The organism is Thioprofundum lithotrophicum, from assembly GCF_055387065.1.
On record NZ_AP042379.1, the window covers coordinates 2,732,622 to 2,751,662 of the forward strand.

General features: G+C 66.5%; 19 protein-coding genes and 4 tRNA genes. 8 read left to right on the plus strand and 15 right to left on the minus strand.

The features are described from left to right. The first annotated feature begins 1 nt into the window (after position 1). From gspH to ACZ5BH_RS13060, 7 genes are read left to right on the plus strand one after another with little or no spacing between them, the layout of a single operon-like run. Positions 2-511 carry a type II secretion system minor pseudopilin GspH gene (gene gspH, locus ACZ5BH_RS13030; protein WP_464889696.1) on the plus strand — a complete coding sequence of 170 codons (510 nt, stop codon included), beginning with the start codon at positions 2-4 and terminating at the stop codon, positions 509-511. Next, on the plus strand, positions 508-885 hold the full coding sequence (gene gspI, locus ACZ5BH_RS13035) for a type II secretion system minor pseudopilin GspI (RefSeq protein ID WP_464889697.1): 378 nt from the start codon (positions 508-510) through the stop codon (positions 883-885). The genes gspH and gspI overlap by 4 nt, the downstream gene beginning before the upstream one ends. Continuing rightward, complete coding sequence (gspJ, locus tag ACZ5BH_RS13040; RefSeq protein WP_464889698.1) at positions 882-1,511, plus strand: type II secretion system minor pseudopilin GspJ; 630 nt, start codon at positions 882-884, stop codon at positions 1,509-1,511. The genes gspI and gspJ overlap by 4 nt, the downstream gene beginning before the upstream one ends. Continuing rightward, the gene (gene gspK, locus ACZ5BH_RS13045; RefSeq protein WP_464889699.1) at positions 1,511-2,434 is read left to right on the plus strand and encodes a type II secretion system minor pseudopilin GspK; all 924 of its coding nucleotides are present in this window, start codon (positions 1,511-1,513) and stop codon (positions 2,432-2,434) included. Before gspJ ends, gspK begins: the two co-directional genes overlap by 1 nt. Further along, a complete protein-coding gene (gene gspL, locus ACZ5BH_RS13050) occupies positions 2,434-3,663 on the plus strand; it encodes a type II secretion system protein GspL (protein WP_464889700.1) in 1,230 nt (409 codons plus the stop codon). The genes gspK and gspL overlap by 1 nt, the downstream gene beginning before the upstream one ends. Next, on the plus strand, positions 3,660-4,160 hold the full coding sequence (gene gspM, locus ACZ5BH_RS13055; protein ID WP_464889701.1) for a type II secretion system protein GspM: 501 nt from the start codon (positions 3,660-3,662) through the stop codon (positions 4,158-4,160). Before gspL ends, gspM begins: the two co-directional genes overlap by 4 nt. Continuing rightward, positions 4,157-4,921: a type II secretion system protein N gene (locus tag ACZ5BH_RS13060; protein ID WP_464889702.1), complete on the plus strand. Its 765-nt coding sequence runs from the start codon at positions 4,157-4,159 to the stop codon at positions 4,919-4,921. The genes gspM and ACZ5BH_RS13060 overlap by 4 nt, the downstream gene beginning before the upstream one ends. A 798-nt stretch (positions 4,922-5,719) precedes the next feature. Here ACZ5BH_RS13060 and bamD read toward each other — a convergent pair. From bamD to ACZ5BH_RS13090, 6 genes are all read right to left on the minus strand, one after another. Next, a complete protein-coding gene (gene bamD / locus ACZ5BH_RS13065; protein WP_464889703.1) occupies positions 5,720-6,442 on the minus strand; it encodes an outer membrane protein assembly factor BamD in 723 nt (240 codons plus the stop codon). A gap of 77 nt (positions 6,443-6,519) precedes the next feature. After that, a complete protein-coding gene (locus ACZ5BH_RS13070; RefSeq protein ID WP_464889704.1) occupies positions 6,520-7,371 on the minus strand; it encodes a hypothetical protein in 852 nt (283 codons plus the stop codon). Beyond that, complete coding sequence (locus tag ACZ5BH_RS13075; RefSeq protein ID WP_464889705.1) at positions 7,368-7,778, minus strand: hypothetical protein; 411 nt, start codon at positions 7,776-7,778, stop codon at positions 7,368-7,370. The genes ACZ5BH_RS13070 and ACZ5BH_RS13075 overlap by 4 nt, the downstream gene beginning before the upstream one ends. A 334-nt stretch (positions 7,779-8,112) precedes the next feature. Further along, positions 8,113-8,865: an Hpt domain-containing protein gene (locus tag ACZ5BH_RS13080; RefSeq protein WP_464889706.1), complete on the minus strand. Its 753-nt coding sequence runs from the start codon at positions 8,863-8,865 to the stop codon at positions 8,113-8,115. Positions 8,866-8,966: 101 nt separating this feature from the next. Then, the gene (locus ACZ5BH_RS13085) at positions 8,967-10,331 is read right to left on the minus strand and encodes a sigma-54 interaction domain-containing protein (protein WP_464889707.1); all 1,365 of its coding nucleotides are present in this window, start codon (positions 10,329-10,331) and stop codon (positions 8,967-8,969) included. 112 nt (positions 10,332-10,443) lie between these two features. Further along, entirely contained in the window at positions 10,444-11,718 is a 1,275-nt protein-coding gene (locus ACZ5BH_RS13090; RefSeq protein ID WP_464889708.1) for an NAD(P)/FAD-dependent oxidoreductase, read from the minus strand. 201 nt (positions 11,719-11,919) lie between these two features. On the opposite strand from ACZ5BH_RS13090, the gene ACZ5BH_RS13095 reads away from it, so the two are divergent. After that, on the plus strand, positions 11,920-13,383 hold the full coding sequence (locus ACZ5BH_RS13095) for a methyl-accepting chemotaxis protein (RefSeq protein ID WP_464889709.1): 1,464 nt from the start codon (positions 11,920-11,922) through the stop codon (positions 13,381-13,383). 101 nt (positions 13,384-13,484) lie between these two features. Here ACZ5BH_RS13095 and ACZ5BH_RS13100 read toward each other — a convergent pair. From ACZ5BH_RS13100 to ACZ5BH_RS13140, 9 genes are all read right to left on the minus strand, one after another. Next, positions 13,485-13,571 (minus strand) — tRNA-Leu (locus tag ACZ5BH_RS13100). Positions 13,572-13,751: 180 nt separating this feature from the next. Continuing rightward, on the minus strand, positions 13,752-14,435 hold the full coding sequence (locus ACZ5BH_RS13105) for a YiaD family glycine zipper/OmpA-like lipoprotein (protein WP_464889710.1): 684 nt from the start codon (positions 14,433-14,435) through the stop codon (positions 13,752-13,754). Positions 14,436-14,502: 67 nt separating this feature from the next. After that, positions 14,503-14,576 (minus strand) — tRNA-Cys (locus tag ACZ5BH_RS13110). Positions 14,577-14,657: 81 nt separating this feature from the next. Next, positions 14,658-14,733, minus strand: a tRNA-Gly gene (locus tag ACZ5BH_RS13115). A 40-nt stretch (positions 14,734-14,773) separates the two neighbouring features. Continuing rightward, positions 14,774-15,355, minus strand: a complete 582-nt coding sequence (pgsA, locus tag ACZ5BH_RS13120; protein ID WP_464889711.1) for a CDP-diacylglycerol--glycerol-3-phosphate 3-phosphatidyltransferase — start codon at positions 15,353-15,355, stop codon at positions 14,774-14,776. A gap of 3 nt (positions 15,356-15,358) precedes the next feature. Continuing rightward, positions 15,359-17,212: an excinuclease ABC subunit UvrC gene (gene uvrC, locus ACZ5BH_RS13125; RefSeq protein ID WP_464889712.1), complete on the minus strand. Its 1,854-nt coding sequence runs from the start codon at positions 17,210-17,212 to the stop codon at positions 15,359-15,361. A gap of 165 nt (positions 17,213-17,377) precedes the next feature. Beyond that, positions 17,378-18,019: a uracil-DNA glycosylase gene (locus tag ACZ5BH_RS13130; RefSeq protein WP_464889713.1), complete on the minus strand. Its 642-nt coding sequence runs from the start codon at positions 18,017-18,019 to the stop codon at positions 17,378-17,380. Positions 18,020-18,074: 55 nt separating this feature from the next. Next, the gene (uvrY, locus tag ACZ5BH_RS13135; RefSeq protein ID WP_464889714.1) at positions 18,075-18,728 is read right to left on the minus strand and encodes a UvrY/SirA/GacA family response regulator transcription factor; all 654 of its coding nucleotides are present in this window, start codon (positions 18,726-18,728) and stop codon (positions 18,075-18,077) included. A gap of 187 nt (positions 18,729-18,915) precedes the next feature. Beyond that, positions 18,916-19,005: transfer RNA gene (locus ACZ5BH_RS13140), tRNA-Ser, on the minus strand. Positions 19,006-19,041 lie beyond the last annotated feature (36 nt).

Here is a 19,041-nt window from a genome sequence, read left to right on the forward strand (position 1 = left end):
CTTGCGCCTGCCATGCCGACAGACCGGATTCACCCTGCTGGAGATCCTCGTGGTGGTGATGCTCATCGGCATCATCCTCTCGGTGGCCGTGCTCGGCACCGGCGGCGATCGGGCTGCGCTGGCCGAGACCGAGGCGCGGCGCATGCTGGCCCTGTTCCGCCTCGCCCAGGAAGAAGCCATCCTCGGACGCCGGGAACTGGCGGCCCGCATCCTGCCGGACGGCTACGAATTCCAGGTGCGGGAAGACGATCACTGGCTGCCGCTGCAGGGCATCGCCGTGCTGCGCCCGCGGCGGCTGCCCGGCGATCTGACCATCCGCCTGCGCCAGGACGATCTGCCCGTGCCCCTGGACGACACGGAAAAGCCGGCCCGCATCCTGTTCACCGCCAGCGGCGAAACCATTCCCTTCGTCCTGGAACTGGGCTGGGCCTTCGAGTCGCCCCGCTGGCGGCTGCGCGGCGAGGCCAGCGGCGAGCTGCGCCTGGACGCCCTCGACGACGGCGCCGCATGAACCGGCAGCGCGGCTTCACCCTGCTGGAGGTCATGGTGGCGCTGGCCATCGTGGCCCTGACCCTGGGCGCCATCATCCGTGCCAGCGGCGTGTACGCCGGCAACGCCGCCTACCTGAAGCAGAAGACCTTCGCCCAGTGGATCGCCGAGAACAAGGCGGTGGAATACCAGGTGCTGGAGAAGTTTCCCCGCCCGGGCCGCGACGAGGGACGGGTGACGTTCGCCGATCACGAGTGGCGCTGGCAGGTGCGGATCTCCGCCACCGACGACAGCCGCCTGCGGCGGCTCGACATCCGCGTCGCCCCGGCCGATCGCGATCCCGAGGCCGATCCCGTCGCCACCCTGGTGGCCTTCGTCGGCAAGCCCGCGCCATGATCCGGCCTCGCCCACAGCGCGGTTTCACCCTGCTGGAGCTGCTGGTGGCCCTGGCCATCTTCGCCCTGCTGGCGGTGATGGCCTACGGCGGCCTGAGCAAGGTGCTCAGGACCGAAGACATCCTCGACCAGCAGCTCGACCGGCTGGCCGAAGTGCAACGCACCTTCACCTTCCTGGAGCGGGATCTCCTGCAGCTCATTCCGCGGGACATCCGAGACCAGTACGGCGATACCCGTCCCTTCCTGCAAGGCCGCGATCCGCTGCAGGGCAGCGGCGAACCCCTGCTGGCCCTGACCCGCAGCGGCTATGCCAATCCGCTCGGCGTGGCGCGCAGCGAACTGCAACGGGTCGACTGGCGCCTGAAGGACGAGGCGCTCTATCGCGAGACCTGGCCGGTGCTCGACCGGGCCCAGGACAGCGTTCCCCGCGCCGTGCGCCTGTGCACGGACGTGCAGGACTTCCGCCTGCGCTTCCTCGACGATAAGAAGAAATGGCACCGGCAATGGCCGCCCGAGGGCCGGCAAGCCGGGGGCCTGCAGGCGCCGCTGGCGGTGGAGGTGACCCTGGAACTGGCCGACTGGGGCGAGCTGCGGCGGCTGGTGCCGCTGGGCGCGGTGAGCCTGTGATGGGCGGCCGGCAGCGGGGCGTGGCCCTGATCACCGTGATGCTGGTGGTGGCCCTGGCCACCACCGCGGCCGTGCACATGGCCAGCCGCCAGCAGATCGACATTCGCCGCACCGAAAACACCCTCTACGACGGCCAGGCCCGCATGTACCTGCTGGGCGTGGAGAGCTGGGCCCGCCAGTTCCTCGCCGACGATCGGCGCAAGAACAAGATCGATCACATGGGCGAGGACTGGGCGCTGCGCCTGCCGCCCCTGCCCATCGAGGGCGGAACCCTGAGCGGCCGGATCGACGATCTCCAGGCCCGTTTCAACCTGCACAACCTGGTGGCCGAGGGCGAGGCCGGCAAGGTGGCCCGGGCCCGTTTCGCGCGCCTCCTGCGGCAACTGGAACTGCCCGCGGCACTGGCCAACCGGATCGAGGATTGGCAAGATAGCGACATCGAGGCCCGCTTCCCCGACGGCGCGGAAGACGACACCTATCTGGGCCAGACGCCGCCCTATCGCGCCGCCAACCGGCCCATGGCCCACGTCAGCGAATTGCGGCTGATCCGGGAACTGACCGAAAAGGACTACGACACCTTGCTGCCCTACGTTACCGCCCTGCCGCGGCCCACTCCGATCAACGTCAATACCGCCAGCGCCACCGTGCTGGCTACGCTGGCCGACGATCTGCCCCGCCCGGAGATCGAGGCCCTGCTGGAGAAGCGCGAGGACAGCCCCTGGCAATCGGTCCAGGACTTCCTGGCCGAACCGGTATTCGCCGGCAAGGCCATCCCCGAGGAAGGCCTGAGCGTGGGCAGCGATTTCTTCCGCGTGGAGGCCGAGGTGGTGCTCGGGCAGTCGCTGCGCCGGCTGCGCAGCGTGGTGATGCGCGAGGACGACGGCCGGACCACCATCTACGCCCGCAGCGAGGGGGATTTCTGATGGCCAGCACCCCGCTGTTGCGACTGATCCCGCCACCGGAGGCCGACAGCCGGGATCCGGCCCTGTGGCGCGCCTGCTGGGTGCGGGACGGGGAGATGCCCCGCCACCTGCACTGCGGCAGCCTGGCCGAGGCGGGGCGTTCCCTGCAGGGCGTGCCGCCGGTGGTGTACGTGCCGGGCGAGACGGTGCTGCTGACCACGGTGCCGTTGCCCCGCGGGCGACGCGCCCAGCTGCTGGCCGCCCTGCCCTACGCCCTCGAGGAACAGCTCATCGACGACGTGGAGCGCCTCCACTGCGCCCTCGGCGCGCCCGAGGGAGATGGCCGGTGGCAGGCCGCGGTGGTCGATCGGGCCTGCATGGAAACCTGGCTGGCGGTGCTCGGCGCCGCCGGCATCACCCCGGCGGCGCTGCTGCCCGACAGCCTGCTGCCGCCGCCCGTGGCCGAGGGCTGGCGCCTTGTCTGCGACAGCGAACGGATCGTGATCCGCCAGGGCGCGAACCGCGGCTTCGTCTGCCAGGCGCCCCTCCTGCCCGCCCTGCTCAAGCGGGCGGTGGCCGACGACGGCTGCCCCGAACGCTTCGTCCTGCACGGCTGCGAAACGCCGTTTGACCTCGAAGCACACTGCCCCGACAGCCGGATCGAAACCGTGGCGCCCCCCGGGGGCGAGGCCGGCGCCCTCGATCCCCTGCTGCTGGAGGCCAGGCCAACGGATCTCAACCTGCTGCAGGGCGACTATTCGCCCCGCAGCCAGCTCGCCGCCCTGCTGCGCCCCTGGGCGCCGGCCGCCGCCCTGCTGGGGCTGCTGCTGATCCTGGGGCTGACCAGCCTGATCACCGAATACCGTGAGCTGCGCGACTACAGCCAGCGGCTCGAGGCGCGCATGCAGCAGGTGTTTCGCGAAACCTTCCCGGAGGTGAAGCGGATCGTCAATCCCCGCACCCAGATGCGCCACCGCCTCGCGGCGCTGCGCGGCGGCGATCAAGGCGGGCCCGGCTTCACCGCCATGCTGGCCCGGCTCGCGCCCCTGGTGCGCCGGCACGAGAAGGTGGAAGTGACCCACCTGCGCTACGCCAACGGCCGTCTCGAGATGCGCCTCGTCACCCCGGATCTCAAGACCCTCGACGCGCTGCGCGAAACCCTGGCGCAGAACACGCCCTGGACCATCGAACTCAAATCGGCCAACGCCAGCGGCGAGCAGGTGGACGGCCGAATCGTGATCACGCCATGAACGAACTGCAACGCAAATGGCAGGCCCTGCAACCGCGCGAGCGCCGCATGCTGGCGCTCACCGCCGTGGTGCTGATCGCCGTGCTCTTCCACCTGCTGGTGTGGACGCCGCTGCGCACCGGCATCGACGAAACCCGGCGCAAGGTCGCGGCCCAGGAAAAACAGCTGGCCGAACTGCAGGCCATGGCCGCCGAGGTGCGGCGCCTGCGGGGCAACGGCCGGGCGAACGCCCCCGCGCGCCTGCAGGGTTCGCTGCTGGGCACCATCCAGGCCAGCGCCGAACGCAAGGGGCTGGGCGGCACCCTGAAGAAGGTCCAGCCCTCCGGCCAGGACGGGCGCAGCGTGATCCTCTGGGTGGAGAACGCCCCCTTCGACGTGCTGATGGACTGGCTCGGCCTGCTGGGCCGGCAATACGGGATCCGGGTGAGCGAGATCAGCGTGGAGCGGCGCGACGAACCGGGGCGGGTCAACAGCCGCCTGATCCTGGAGGCACCGTGAGAAGCCTCCCCCGCCTCAACCGCACGGCCCTGCGCTGGACGCTGCTGGCGTTCGGCCTCTATCTGCTGTTTCTCGCCCTGCGCCTGCCCGCCGGCGTGGTTCTGCCGCGCCTGCCGCTGCCGCCCGCCCTGCACTACGCCCACGCCAGCGGCAGCCTCTGGTCCGGCACCCTGCACGACGTACGGATCCGCCAGCTCGGGCTCGGCCAGCTCCACTGGTCATTCACGCCGTGGACACTGTTCACGGGCAGTCTGGGCGCCGATCTGCGTCTCGAAGGCCGCCGCGGCCGCCTGCGCGGCTGGCTGGGCTACGGACTCGGCGGCACGCTGGAAGCCCGGGGGATTCGCGGCCGCGTGAACCTGGCCAGCCTCGACGGCCTCACCCGTCCCCTCGTGCTCGACGGCACCCTGCACCTCGAGTCCCTGACCGCCCGCTTCGAACCCGGCAGCCGCCTCACGCTCGCTGGCCAGGCCGAATGGCGTCCGGCGCTGATCGGCGGCGTGCAGGATCTCTCCCTCGGCCGCGTGCGCCTGGAGGCCGCCGAACGGGCCAACGGCAGCCGCATCCGGATCCGCAACCAGGGCGGCGATCTGGCCCTCGACGGCCACCTCGATCTCGACCCCGCCGGCACCTGGCGGCTCGACCTCACCCTCCAGAACCGCGACGCCAGCCGCAAGGATCTCCAGCAACTCCTGCGCTTCCTCGGCCGCCCCGACAGCGCCGGCCGCTACCGCCTCCAGCGGACGGGGCGGATTTGGTAGCGGCTAGCCGGGGGCGGGTAGCGGGGAAAGGCGTTGGTTTTCCCGCTCGTCAGCCATTCTTCAATGACCGGCGTTGCCGGGCAAGCGTTCATCGCGGCTTGCGCCGCTCCTACCGGAAACGGCCACCCATCTGTAGGAGCGGCGCAAGCCGCGACCATGCGGTGAACGGGTAGCGGGGAAAGGCGTTGGTTTTCCCGGTCGTCAGCCATTCTTCAATGACCGGCATTGCCGGGCAAGCGTTCATCGCGGCGAGGGCGCCGCTCCTACCGGAAACGGCCACCCTTCTGTAGGAGCGGCGCAAGCCGCGACCATGCGGTGAACGGGTAGCGGGGAAAGGCGTTGGTTTTCCCGCTCGTCAGACACTCGTCAATGACCGGCATTGCCGGGCACCGTTCATCGCGGCGAGGGCGCCGCTCCTACCGGAAACGGCCACCCTTCTGTAGGAGCGGCGCAAGCCGCGACCATGCGGTGAACGGGTAGCGGGGAAAGGCGTTGGTTTTCCCGCTCGTCAGCCATTCTTCAATGACCGGCATTGCCGGGCACCGTTCATCGCGGCTTGCGCCGCTCCTACCGGAAACGACTACCCCCCCTGTAGGAGCGGCGCAAGCCGCGACCATGCGGTGAACGGGTAGCGGGGAAAGGCGTTGGTTTTCCCGCTCGTCAGACACTCGTCAATGACCGGCATTGCCGGGAACCGTTCATCGCGGCGAGGGCGCCGCTCCTACCGGAAACGGCCACCCTTCTGTAGGAGCGGCGCACTCGCCGCGACCTGGCCGTGACTGGTGGCAGGATACACCTTCACCGTGCTTCCCGGTCCTCGAGCCGGCGGCGGATGAGTTCGGCTTCCTCGGGCTGGCCGAGGGCTTCGTAGGCCTTGGCCATGAGGCGCTGGGCCTGGCGGTTGGCCTGGGTGTCGTCGTAGTTCTCGCCCACGAAACGGGCGCGATCGATGGCCTGCTGATAGCGCTTTTGCATCATCAGGCGCTGGATCTGGTGCACTTCGTATTCGGCCAGCAGTTCGCGGATGTAGGCCAGATGACGGTAGGCCTGTTCGGTATAGGTGCTGCGGGGAAAGTGGCGGATGAGTTCGGTGAAATGGCCATAGGCTTCGCGCAGGGTCATTGGGTAACCCTGCGCGCCCGGCTGGTCGGCGAGCAGGCGCCGCTGTTCCGCTTCGCCCATCTTGAGGGTGATGAGCCCGCGCAGATAATGGACATAGGCCTGCCGGGGCGCCGGCGGATAACGGCGGATGATCTCCTCGGCCTGTTGCCGCGCGGCCGGATAATCCCCCTTCTTGTAGAGCGCATAGGCCAGGGCGGTTTCCGCCTGGTAGCGCAGGTTCTCGTCGGCCGCCGAATCCCGCAGGGATTCGAGCGAGTCGATTGCCTCATCGAAACGTCCGGCCCTGACGGCCTGCATGGCCTGCGTGTATCCGGCCTGCCAGACTTGCGGTTCGGGGGCGGTGGCGCAGGCGGAGAGGAAAATCAGCAGCAGCGCGGGCAGCAGACGGAGCGGGTTCATGCGGGTGGAACATCCCTGCTTCTTCGGAAGCGCCTACTGTACCGCATCGCCGGTGAACAGGACAAATGGCGTCAACCTCAGAACCGCCACCGGTAACTCACCCGCAGCCCCACGTTGCGCGTTTCGCTGCGCGGCTCCAGGATGGGAACACCAACGGGCGTGCCGTTGCGGGTGACGGCCGCCAGATTGCTGCGCCCCAGATTCCAGGTGGCGTACCAGGGTTCGAAGAGGATCGCCCGTCCCGAGGGCAGTTCCCAGCGCCAGCGCAGGGCCAGGCGCAGGCCGTCCTCGGTGGCCAGCACCACGTCGGTATCGTCATAGCCCTGATAGCCCTTGAAGTCCACCGCCATGGTGCCGAACAGCATGCGGCGATAGCGCCCTTCCACGTGCACTTCGTGCCGGCCCGATTGCCAGAGCCGCAGCGCGCCGCCGGCCAGCACGTAGGCCCACTGGTACTCTTCCAGCAAGCCGGCCACGGGCGAGCCGTCCACCGCGGTGCTGTTCAGGATGTCACGGTACCAGTAGTGATAGCCAAGGCCGCCGAACAGGCGGAAGCGGGGACGCTTCACGGAACCGAAGGCGCGGCCGCCGAGCAGGCGAACATCGAAGAGAAAGGTACGGGTATCGGTGCGCACCGGTTTCCCGGTCTGGGTCTGGCCATCGTATTCGACGATGCCCGGATGCCATTCGCCTTCCGCGGCCAGGAACCAGCGCGCCCCGGCCAGTTGCCAGCGGGCGGCAAGGCCGGGCAACAGCCCCGTTTCCTTGTCCAGCAGGCTGTTGTCGGTGTCGAACTCCCGGTAGTCCATCCACAGCAGCTCGCCACCGAGATCGACTTCCTGCTGCAGGGGCGCGGCGAACACCAACCAGGGTGCACACAGCCACAGCATCCCCGCCAGCAGCGGGGCCCGGAGGATGCGCAGGTTCACCGATCCCGGGCCTGCTGGCAGAAGGGGCGTTCGTCCGGATTCTCCACGGCGCTGGCGATGATCTGCACGAACCGGCCCAGTTCCTCGATGCTCACCGCCTCGAGCAGACGGTTGAGCAGTGCCGGCTCCACGGCCGCCTGAACGCTGCGCCCATCCTGCAACTGAATGGTGATGCCGGCGGCATGCATCTCGGGCGCCTCATCGGCCTCGAACAGGGCCTGTTCCTCGCTCAGCAGGCGATCGTAGGTTTCGTCGATGGCATCGAGTCGCGCATCGTCCACCTCCTCGTCGATGCTCACGACCAGCTCGGCCTCGTCGGTACGGGTCTGGCAAGGCACGTTCAACCGTTCCAGTTCGATCACGAACCGGTCACGGGAACGGGTGTTGAAGAAGACGTAGTCGAACATGGCGGTGATGATAGCTTTTTCGTGGCGGCCTGTCAGTGGGGCGCCGTTCGCGGATGGTCACCGACGCCTTGCGGCCTTTCGAATGGAGGCCTGGCGCAAGATGCGGTAGCGAGCTCGTCAACCACTCGTCAATGGCCTGCGCTGCCGGGCAGCGTTCATCGCGGCTCGCGCCGCTCCTACAGGAGGGTGCCGTTTCTGGATTAAATGAAAGTTCCAAATACCAGACCATGGCACATTCTGTGCCCTGTCCCAGAGGGCGGTGTTGAAATCGGGCATGCTTGCCCAAGAAGCGGCGCGAGCCGCGCGACAGGGCCGGTTTTGGTTCGAGACGGATTCAGTGGCCGACGGCCTGCGCCACCTGCCGGGCGATTGCCGCATGCAGGCGGTCGGGCAAGCGGCGGTCCCGCGGCAGGATTCGATCCGCGCCGCCGCTGTCGGCGCGCGACAGGCCGTCGGTGCCGGTCACCAGCAGGCAGTGGCAATCGCTGTCGCCCTGGCGGCTGTGCTTGACGGCGGCGATCAGGGCCGCGCCGCCCAGGCGCCGGGGTTCGCCGGCGGTGACGAGGATGGCATGGCGCCGATTGAGATAGTATTCCAGGCCGGTGAGCCCGTCGTCGGTGCGTTCGATCTGCAGGGGCAGATCCGCGAGACGCTCCTGCAGCAGGCCGGCCAGAGAAGCGGAGGGCTCCACCAGCAAGAGGCTCAGGACCTTCCCCCGCCGGTCGCCATCCAGGGCGCGCAGGGCCTGGCGGATCGGTTCGGCCTGCTGGATGGCCTCGCTGCCCAGTTGCTGGATCCGGCGCAGGATGTCCACGTGAGCCAGCAGGCGCGCCCGATCCGCTGCCGTCTCGCCGGCGTCGGCCAGGTGCGTCTCCAGCTGGTGGCAGGCGAAGGACAGCACGTCGATCCCGTGCGTGGCCCCCAGCCCCTTGAGGTTGTGGACCTGGCGGCAGAGTTCCTCCGGATCGGCCCGGGGATCGAGGATCAGGCGTTCGATGGCATCGATCCGGCCCGGCAAATCCTGCAGAAACTCCTCCCGCAAACGGCGCAGGAGACGCTGGATGTCCTGGGGGGCGCTGGCGTCCATGAAAACGGGCCTCTGACAGGTTGTTGAAAATGACGTTTGACAACAGCCTGTTTAGCGGACGTTCCGGCGTTTTCTGTAATTCCCGGCTTTTTCCGCGGTCGTCAGACTTCCTGCAGTCTGCCCGGTTCCCGCAGGCGCCGGATGTGGCGATACAGCGTTCGCTCGCTGACCCCGAGCAGCCGCGCGGCCCGGGAGCGGTGGCCGGCGGTCTTCTCCAGCGCGTCCAGCACCAGTTCGTCGGTGAGCCGGCCGCGGCGGCGGACCAGTTGTTCGGTCAGTTCGGGCGAATAGGCGCGGGCCGCCTGTTCGCGCAGCAGTTCCCGATCCTCCAGCACGATGTGATCGGGCCGCAGGATGTCGTCACAGGCGAGGATCATCGCCCGTTCGATGATGTTGCGCAGTTCGCGCACGTTGCCCGGATAGTCGTAACCCAGCAGTTTCTCGATGACCTCGCTGGAGAGGGGGATGTGGCGCTCGCCTTCGGGCATGTGGGCCAGGAAATGTTCGGCCAGGGCCACGATGTCGTCCTTGCGCTGGCGCAGCGGCGGGATCTTCACCGGGAAGGCCGACAAGCGATAGTACAGATCCTGACGGAAGGCCCCCTCCTCCACCATGCGCTGCATGTCGCGGTTGGTGGCGGCGATGACCCGCACGTCGACCTTGATGTATTCGTTGCCGCCGATCCGGCGGATGGTGCCCGATTCCAGGGCCCGCAGCAGCTTGGTCTGCAACGGCAGGGGCAGTTCGCAGATTTCGTCGATGAACAGGGTGCCGCCGTTGGCGGCCTCGAACAGGCCGTGCTTGCGGGCGGTGGCGCCGGTGAAGGCCCCTTTCTCGTAGCCGAACAGCTCGCTTTCGATCAGGGATTCGCCCAGCGTGCCGCAGTCCACCACCACGAAGGGCTTGTCGCGCCGCTCGGAATAGTGATGGATGTATTCGGCCACCTTTTCCTTGCCCACGCCGCTCTCGCCGAGCAGCAGCACCGTGGAAGTGGTGGGCGCCACCCGCTGCAGCAGGCTGGCCATGCGCAGGAAGGCCGGAGAACGCCCGACCAGCAGGTTTTCTTCCTCGTCAGGCTGGGTGAGCACGTGGATGTGTTCGCCCATGTAACGCACCTCGCCTTCCGCGTCGAGAATCGGCGAGGCCTGGAGCTGGACGTATTCCTCCCGGTTGTGGTGATCGTAGTGGATGTGCATCACCTGGGTCGGCTTGCCGCTCTGGAACACCGCCTCCAGCGGGCATTGCTCGCCATGCTGGCTGCAGGGCACGTCCGAATGATGCGAAACTTCATGACAGCGCCGCCCTACCAGTTCGCCCGGTTCGGCCCCGTAATGGCGCTGATAGGCCGTATTGGCCGCGACGATCCGGTAGTCACGGTCGATGATGACGAACGGCCCGGGCAGGATGTCGATGAGCTGTTCGCAACTGGGCTTGTCCTGCGGCGTGATTCCTGATTCTTTGTCCATGATTCGAAGCTCCTGTGGCATGAATGTCATGTCAGTCATGACATAACTGTCATATTCAGAGTATAGAAGAAACCCGCGCCACTCTCCAGCGACGCAGGTTTCATGCCGGCAATCAGCGCAGTTTTCCGATCCCCAGCGCCTTGAGAATGTACTTTTCGTACAGGTTCTCGGTGGTGCCCTTCTTCATCTTCTTGATGAAGTATTTCTCGAAGGCCACCTTGGCCAGATGGACCCACTTGCCCTTCTTCATCCAGGCCACGTTGCGCGGCGGGATCTGCGGCATGGCCACGAAGGCGATGCCCGTATCCCCCATGTCGGCCAGGCAGATGGCGTTCCAGGTGGCTTCGGTGTCGGGCGCCTTGCCTTCGATGTCTTTCTGGATGTTGTGGGCCGTGGCGCAGACCATCGACTCGATCATGTAGCCGGTCTTGGGCGTGCCGGTCGGAATCGGCGTGGCCTCCACGGGCGGGATGGCGATGCACACACCCACGGCGTAGATGTTGTGCCACTTGGGATTGCGCTGATACTTGTCCACCTTGACGAAGCCGCGCGGATTGACCAGATCCTCGCCCACCTTGGCCACCGCATCCACGCCCTTGAAGGCCGGCAGCATCATGGAGAACTTGAAGGGCAGCTCGTGCTCCTTGATCACCTCGCCCTTTTCGTTGTGCTCGTCCACGTACATCTTGCCGGCCTCCACCTTGGTGACCTTGGCGTTGGTGATCCAGTTGATGTGCTTGTTGCGCAGCTCCGATTCGAGCATGCCCTTGGAATCCCCTACCCCGCCAAGGCCCAGATGGCCGATATAGGGCTCGGAGGTGACGAAGGTCATGGGCACCTGATCACGGATCTTCCGCTTGCGCAGATCCGTGTCCATGATGAAGGCGAACTCGTAGGCCGGCCCGAAACAGGAAGCCATCTGCACGGCCCCCACCACGATGGGGCCGGGATCCTTGACGAACTCCTGCCACTCGCCCCAGGCCTTCTCGGCATGGTCCACGGTACAGATGGACTGGGTATGGCCATTGACGGGTCCAAGCCCTTCCACTTCCTCGAAGGCCAGCTTGGGACCGGTGGCGATGACCAGGTAGTCGTAGTCCACCACCTGCCCGTCGGCCAGGATGACCTTGTTCTCGTCGGGCTTGATCTCGTCGGCGGCCACCGGGATGAAGTTGATGTTCTTCTTCTTCAGGTAGGGCGCGAGCTTGAAGGTGGTGTCCTCGCGGGTGCGCCAGCCCACCGCCACCCAGGGATTGGACGGCACGAACTGGAAGGTGTCGGTGTTGGAAATCACCGTGATCTGGTGCTGCTTGCCCAGCAGATGCCGCATGTCGTAGGCCGCGGGCAGCCCGCCGGTGCTGGCACCGATGATGACGATATGAGCCATGTCTTGCTCCTCCGGTTTTATTGTATGGACAGGTCGGCCAGGGGGATGAATCCCGGGCCGCGCGCCTGACTGTCAGCATGATTCATGCCAACATGACATGACGCTGTCCTGACAAAACCGTTTCTAAAGCCAGGCTGGCAATGGCCGCTAACGAAGGCACCCCCAAAGCTGTGACAGAGGTCTCAAAAAATGACAATAAAAATGCGAGTACTGCTGACCCTGATCCCGTCAGCAGCCATCAGTGTCGCCCTTGCGGGCTTCATCGCCAGTTGGCTGGCACCGGCAGGCGGCTTCCTGCACGATACCCTCATCGTCGTTGTGAGTCTGCTGCTGCTTGCAGTGGCGAGCGGTTTGCTGCTCTCCTGGTGGCTGCAACCGTTGCGCGCACTGGCCGATGCGCCGCAGACCGCCGATCCCCTGCTCCGGCCCCTGGCGGAACGGCTGACCGCCCAGCAGGAACGGCTCGACCATCTGGGCGGCGAAGTCGGCCGCCTGTCGAACGATCTCTCCTTCACCGCCTCGGACATCTTCTCCAGCATGGAGAAGGCCGAGAACAGCATCGCCCGCCAGCAGCAGGAAACCGATCAGGTGGCCACCGCCATGAACGAGATGACGGCCACGGTCGAGGAAGTCGCGCGCAATGCCGCCGAGGCCTCCGGCGCCGCGCAGGCGGCCCTGGACGCCAGCAACGAAGGCCTGGGTATCGCCCGCACCGCCCGCGAGGACATCCAGGTACTGGTGGACAAGGTGGACAATGCGTCCCAGGTGATCAGCCGGCTCGAGGAAGAGAGCGGCAACATCGGCGTGGTGCTCGACGTGATCAAGAACATCGCCGAGCAGACCAACCTGCTGGCCCTGAACGCGGCCATTGAGGCGGCCCGGGCCGGCGAACAGGGCCGCGGCTTCGCCGTGGTGGCCGACGAGGTGCGCACCCTCGCCTCCCGGACCCAGGAGTCCACCCAGGAGATCGAAGAGATGATCTCCCGCCTGCAGGCCGGCGTGCGCGATTCGGTGGCCGTGATGCAGGTGGCCGTGGAAAAGGGCCAGGAAGGCTCCGAACAGGTGGGCCGCACCCTCACGGCGCTGGACACCATCCTCCAGGCCGTGAACACCATGTCCGACATGAACTCGCAGATCGCCACCGCCGCCGAGGAACAGACGGCCGTGGCCAACGAGATCAACCAGAACATCGTCAACATCAACGAACAGGGCGTGACCACGGCCAGCGACGCCGAGGCCGCGCGCAAGGCCTGCGAGAAACTGGCCGACTTCTCCAACCGCATGCAGGATCTGCTGGCGCGGATTGGCGTGCAACCCGCCGGTCTGGATCTCTCGGCGGCCAAGGCCGCCCACCTCAACTGGAAGACCCGCCTGCGCGCCTTCCTCGACGGCAAGGAGGCCCTGTCGCTGGACGAGGCCGTCTCGCACCGCCACTGCAAGTTCGGCAAGTGGTACTACAGTGAAGGGCTGGAGAAATTCGGCGCCATTCCCGCCATGCGCGAAGTGGAAAAACCCCACGAGGAGCTGCACGAGATGATCCGCCTGATCATCGAATACAAGGAACGGGGCCAGATGGACCAGGCCGAACAGGCCTACCAGGAAGTGGCCCGGATCTCCGAGCGCATCGTCAGCCTCATGGACGAAGCCGAACGTCAGGCAAAGTGACCCGCTTTGGCCAGGATGTCGCCGGTGCCGACGAACCCTGACAGGCAGTTGGAAAATGGCGTTTTTCGACTGCCTGCCAGGAGAGGCATCTGACAGGGAGTTGGTGCCCGGGGCCGGAATCGAACCGGCACGGTGTCGCCACCGAGAGATTTTAAGTCTCTTGCGTCTACCAGTTTCGCCACCCGGGCGGCGCGGGCAGCCATTCTACCGAAGTGCCAACAGGATGGGTATGCGGCGTTTGGAGTTCTGACAGCCTGCTGAAGCGAGTAGGAGCGGCTTATCCCAGCCACCCGTCCTCAGCCACCCGCTACCACAGAATCGCGACGAGGGTGCCGCTCCTACGGATCAACATTGGCGGCTCTGGTGACTCATTCGGTCTCGGGCGCCACGATCGGCTCGATGATGATTTCCACGCGGCGATTCTTGCGCCGGCCTTCGGGGGTGGCGTTGGAGGCGCGGGGGTGGTCTTCGCCGGCGCCGGCGGTGGTGATGCGCTCGGGGATCACGCCCCGCTGGCGCAGCGCGCTGGCGACCGCTTCGGCGCGGCGTTCGGAGAGCTTCTGGTTGTAGGCCCGCGAGCCGGTGCTGTCGGTATGGCCGATGATGGTGAGGTGGGTCTTGCCGTACTTGTTGATGATCCGGGCGATCTTGTCGAGCACCGGATCGAAGGCGGGCTGGATGCGGGTGGAATCCACCTCGAAGGCGGTGGCCGCGGTCATGCCCACCAGCAGGCGGTTCCGGGGCAGCTTTTCCAGGTAGATGATGCCGCGGTTCAGCTCGGGGGCGAGCTGTTTTTCGAAGTCCTTCTTCTGCTTGTCCATGTAATGGCCCACGGCGCCGCCGGCAATGCCGCCGACGATGCCGTAGAGCACGCCGTATTTGGCTTCCTTGCGGGTGGCCAGCCCCAGCAGGGCGCCCGTGGCGGCGCCGATGATGGCGCCCTTCTCGGTGTCGGTCATCTCGCGGGGACGGCCGTATTCATCGGTGGCGCAGCCGCCGGCGGCGAGGCTGAGGATCAGGGCGTACAGGAAGGGACGGATTCGGCGGGGCATGTCGGTTCTCCTGCGGCACCGCGCGACGGCCCCGGCGAGGCCGTGGCGCTGTAGGAAAGAAGAAAGATGGAGGCTGGGCCCGGAGTCGAACCGAGGTACACGGCTTTGCAGGCCGCTGCATAGCCACTCTGCCACCCAGCCAGGAGGACCCATTCTACGCGAGAACCGGGTCCCGGGACAAAAAAAACCTCGGCGCGGTGAACGGGGCCGAGGCTTGGGGTTTGGAGCGGGAAACGAGACTCGAACTCGCGACCCCGACCTTGGCAAGGTCGTGCTCTACCAACTGAGCTATTCCCGCTTGGTTGAGGACGCGTATTTTAACCTCGCCGCCGGCGCTGTCAAGCACCCTCTTGCCCGCCGGAACCGCCGTTGAGGCTGGGCCAGGCGGCACGCAGATAGACCACCATCGACCACAGGGTGAGGAAGGCGGCCACGTAGATCAGGATGAAGCCGATCTCCAGGGTAGGAAAATCGCCCAGCGGCTGTTCGTAGAGCAAAAAGCCGATGGCCAGCATCTGGGTGGCAGTCTTGAACTTGCCGATGATGGACACGGCCACCTTGGCCTCGTCACCCACGTGAGCCATCCATTCACGCAGGGCCGAGATGGCGATCTCGCGGCCGACGATGATCACCGTGGGCAGGGCCAGCCCCCAGCCCGGATGCTTGCTCACCAGCAGGACCAGGACGATGGTCACCACCAGCTTGTCGGCCACCGGGTCCAGAAAGGCGCCCAGATCGGATTGCAGGCGCAGGCGCCGGGCCAGATAGCCGTCGAACCAGTCGGTGATGCTGATCAGGAAGAACAGGGCCGTGAGCACCACGTGGGTCCAGCCGAACAGGGGCACGTAGAACAGGATCACGAACAGCGGAATCAGGGCGATGCGCAGGAAGGTCAGCTTGTTGGGCAGGTTGAGTGCCATGTTTCAGGTTCCGTCCGCGTGAAAGGCATCGTAGATCTGCTGCGCCAGCCGCGTGCTGATGCCCGGCACCCGGCTCAGATCCTCGATCCCGGCACGCGCCACTTCCTGCAGGCCGCCGAACTGCTTGAGCAGCCGTTGGCGGCGCTTCGGCCCCAGACCGGGAATGGCTTCCAGCGGCGAGGTATTGCGGCGCCGCTGGCGGCGCTGTCGATGGCCGGTGATGGCGAAACGGTGTGCCTCGTCCCGGATCTGCTGGACGAGGTGCAGCGCCGCGGAATCGGCAGGCAGTATAATTTCCGCCTCCCGGGCGGACAAGTGAAGGGTTTCCAGGCCGGGCTTGCGCCCCGGCCCCTTGGCCACGCCCACCAGGGTCACGCCCCGGATCCCCAGTTCGTCGAATACCGCGGCGGCCTGTGCCACCTGGCCCTTGCCGCCGTCGATGAACAGCACGTCGGGCAGGGCCCCCTCCCCCGCCTTCAGCCGCCGGTAGCGCCGGCTCAGGGCCTGGTGCATGGCGGCGTAGTCGTCGCCGGGGGTGATGCCCTCGATGTTGAAACGCCGGTAGTCGGACTTGCGCGGCCCGGCCGTATCGAACACCACGCAGGAGGCCACCGTGGCCTCACCCCGGGTGTGACTGATGTCGAAACATTCGAGGCGGGTGGGCAATTCGTCCAGCTCCAGCGCCTCCTGCAGGGCCTCCAGGCGCGCGAGCTGGCTGGCCCGGCTGTTGAGACGGATGGCCAGGGACTGGCGGGCGTTGTCCGCGGCCATGGCCACCCAGCGGGCCCGCGGCCCGCGCAGGGCGTGCCGGAGACGCACGCGGTGGCCCGCTGCGCCGCTCAGGGCCTCTTCCAGGGCTTCGCGCGATTCGACCCCATGGCTGAGAAGGATTTCCGCCGGCACCACGGCGCCGGGGCGCAGATAGTGCTGGGCCACGAACCGCTCCAGCAGGGCGCCCTCCTCGCCGGCTTCCAGCGCCCCGTCCAGACGCGGATACCAGGTCCGGTTGCCCAGGTTGCGCCCGCCGCGGATGCTGAACACCTGCACGCAGCCCATGCCGCCCTCGATGGCCGCGGCCAGCACGTCCACCTCGCCCTTCTCGCCGCTGATGTACTGGGTTTCCTGCACCCGCCGCAGGGCGGCGATCTGATCCCGGTAACGGGCAGCCTGCTCGAATTCCAGGGCGGCCGAGGCCGCTTCCATGCGCTTTACCAGCGCATCGATCACCTCGCTGCTCTTGCCCTCGAGGAACATCACCGCGTGGCGCACGTCCTCGGCATAGGCCTGCGGATCGGCCAGCCCGGTGCAGGGGGCGGGGCAGCGCTTGATCTGGTACTGCAGGCAGGGTCGGGAGCGGTTGTTGTAGAAGCTGTCCTCGCACTGGCGCACCGGGAACACCTTCTGCAGCAGGCGCAGGGTCTCGCGCACCGCCCCGGCGCTGGGATAGGGGCCGAAGTAGCGTCCCTTCGCCCGCCGCGCGCCGCGGTGCGGGCCGAGGCGGGGAAAGTCGTGATCGCTCAGGAAGATCCAGGGAAAGCTCTTGTCGTCGCGGTAGAGAACGTTGTAGCGCGGCTTGTAACGCTTGATCCAGTTGTTCTCGAGCAGCAGGGCCTCGGTTTCCGTGTGGGTCACGGTGATCTCGATATCGTGGATCTTCGCCACCAGCACCCGGGTCTTGGGGCTGTCGAGATTCGCACGGAAATAACTGGCCAGGCGCTTTTTCAGGTTGCGCGCCTTGCCCACGTAGATCACCGTGCCCTCGGCATCGAGCATGCGGTAGACGCCGGGGCGGCCCGGCACGGTGCGCAGGAAATCGCTGGCGTCGAATGGGGTGGTGGCGTCGCGCATGGCGGCCATTGTATCAGCCGTCTTGCAGGCTGTTGAAAAACATCGTTTTTCGACAGCCTGTGTGCGATGCATGGATACATCGCCATTTTCAATGACGACAAGTCATTGAAAATGTAAGGGAACGGGAAACCGCGTTTTCCGTTCCCGGGTTGAAAAAGCCCACGGATGGCTTTTTCAACAGCCTTCCAGGTGGCCCCGGATGCGGCGGAACACGGCCCGGAACATGGCCGGAGTGAGCCGTTTCGTCTGGGTGTTGTAGCGGCTGCAGTGGTAGGAGCTGGCCAGATACCGGCCCATGGGGAGTTCGGCGAAGGCGCCGTGAACGAAGGGCCAGTCGCGGATTTTCAGTGCCAGGGCCCGCAGCACCGCCTCGTGGGCGATGCGGCCGAGGGCCAGGATCACCGCCCGGCGGGGCAGCGCGGCCAGTTCGGCGGCCAGGAAGGGGTTGCAGGCGCGGATCTCTTCCCCGGTGGGCTTGTTGGCCGGGGGCAGGCATTTCACGGCGTTGGTGATCCGGCACCGTTTCAGCCGCAGACCGTCGTCGGCGGCGGTCGATTCCGGCCGGTTGCTGAAGCCGAATTCGTGCAGGGTGGCGTAGAGCAGGATACCGGCATGATCACCGGTGAAGGGGCGCCCGGTGGCGTTGGCGCCGTGCAGGCCCGGGGCGAGCCCCACGATCAGCAGTTGCGGACGGGCACTGCCGAAGGGCGGCACGGGCCGGCAGTGATAACCGGGATGCTCGGCCCGGACGGTGTCGAGAAAGGCCGCCAGCCGCGGACAGCGCCGGCAATCCGGATCGAATTGGGGTGCGTTCATGGAAGGGGAAGAAATGACTTCAGGTTTGCTGTATATCTGATTGATTATACAGCAATTACGCCTTTACGTTCACGGTGCTTTCCACCACGCCGTGCAGCAGGGCCAGGCGCGCCAGTTCGATGTCGTTCTGCACGCCGAGCTTGGTGTAGAGGCGCGAGCGGTAGGTGCTGACCGTCTTGGGGCTGAGGCACAGTTTCTCCGAGATGCTGCTCACCGACTGGCCGTCCATCATCATCAACAGTACCTGCATCTCCCGCTCGGAGAGGCTGTCGAAGGGGGAGCCCTCGTTGCCGTTGCAACTCGACAGGGCCATCTGCTGGGCGATCTCGGGCGTGATGTAGCGCTTGCCGGCCACCACCGAGCGGATGGCGCGCAGGATTTCCTCGATCCGGGCCCCCTTGGTGAGGTAGCCCATGGCGCCGGCCTTCATCAGCCGCTGGGGAAAGAGATCGTCGTCATGCATGGTGACGATGATGATCCGCAGTTCGGGGTTGCGGCGCAACAGCTTGCGGGTGGCTTCCAGACCACCGATGCCGGGCATGTTGATGTCCATCAGCACCACGTCGGGGCCGGCGGCCTCCACCTGCTCGAGCGCGGTCTCGCCGGAAGCGGCCTCCCCCACCACCTGGATGTCATCGGCGTCTTCCAGCAAACGCCGGATTCCCGTGCGCACCAGGTCGTGATCGTCGACCAGCATTACCTTGATCATGCAAATCCCCGGACAGCCAGATGGGCGGCGGAAAGGATAGAACTTTCCGGTACTAAACGCGTATCAGACAGGAATCTACAACATTGGCCGGATTTTGTGTAGGTCCAAATCGTGACAATCACGGGCAAACCCCACCTGGATCAGGATTCGGGTTTGTGGCATGGCGAGGCAAGACGGGAAATCGAAATGGCGGAGGGACAGGGATTCGAACCCTGGAAGGGCGTCAACCCTTGCCGGTTTTCAAGACCGGTGCTTTCAACCGCTCAGCCATCCCTCCAGAGAGGGCCGAGGGACGAGGGCCGAGGGACGAGGA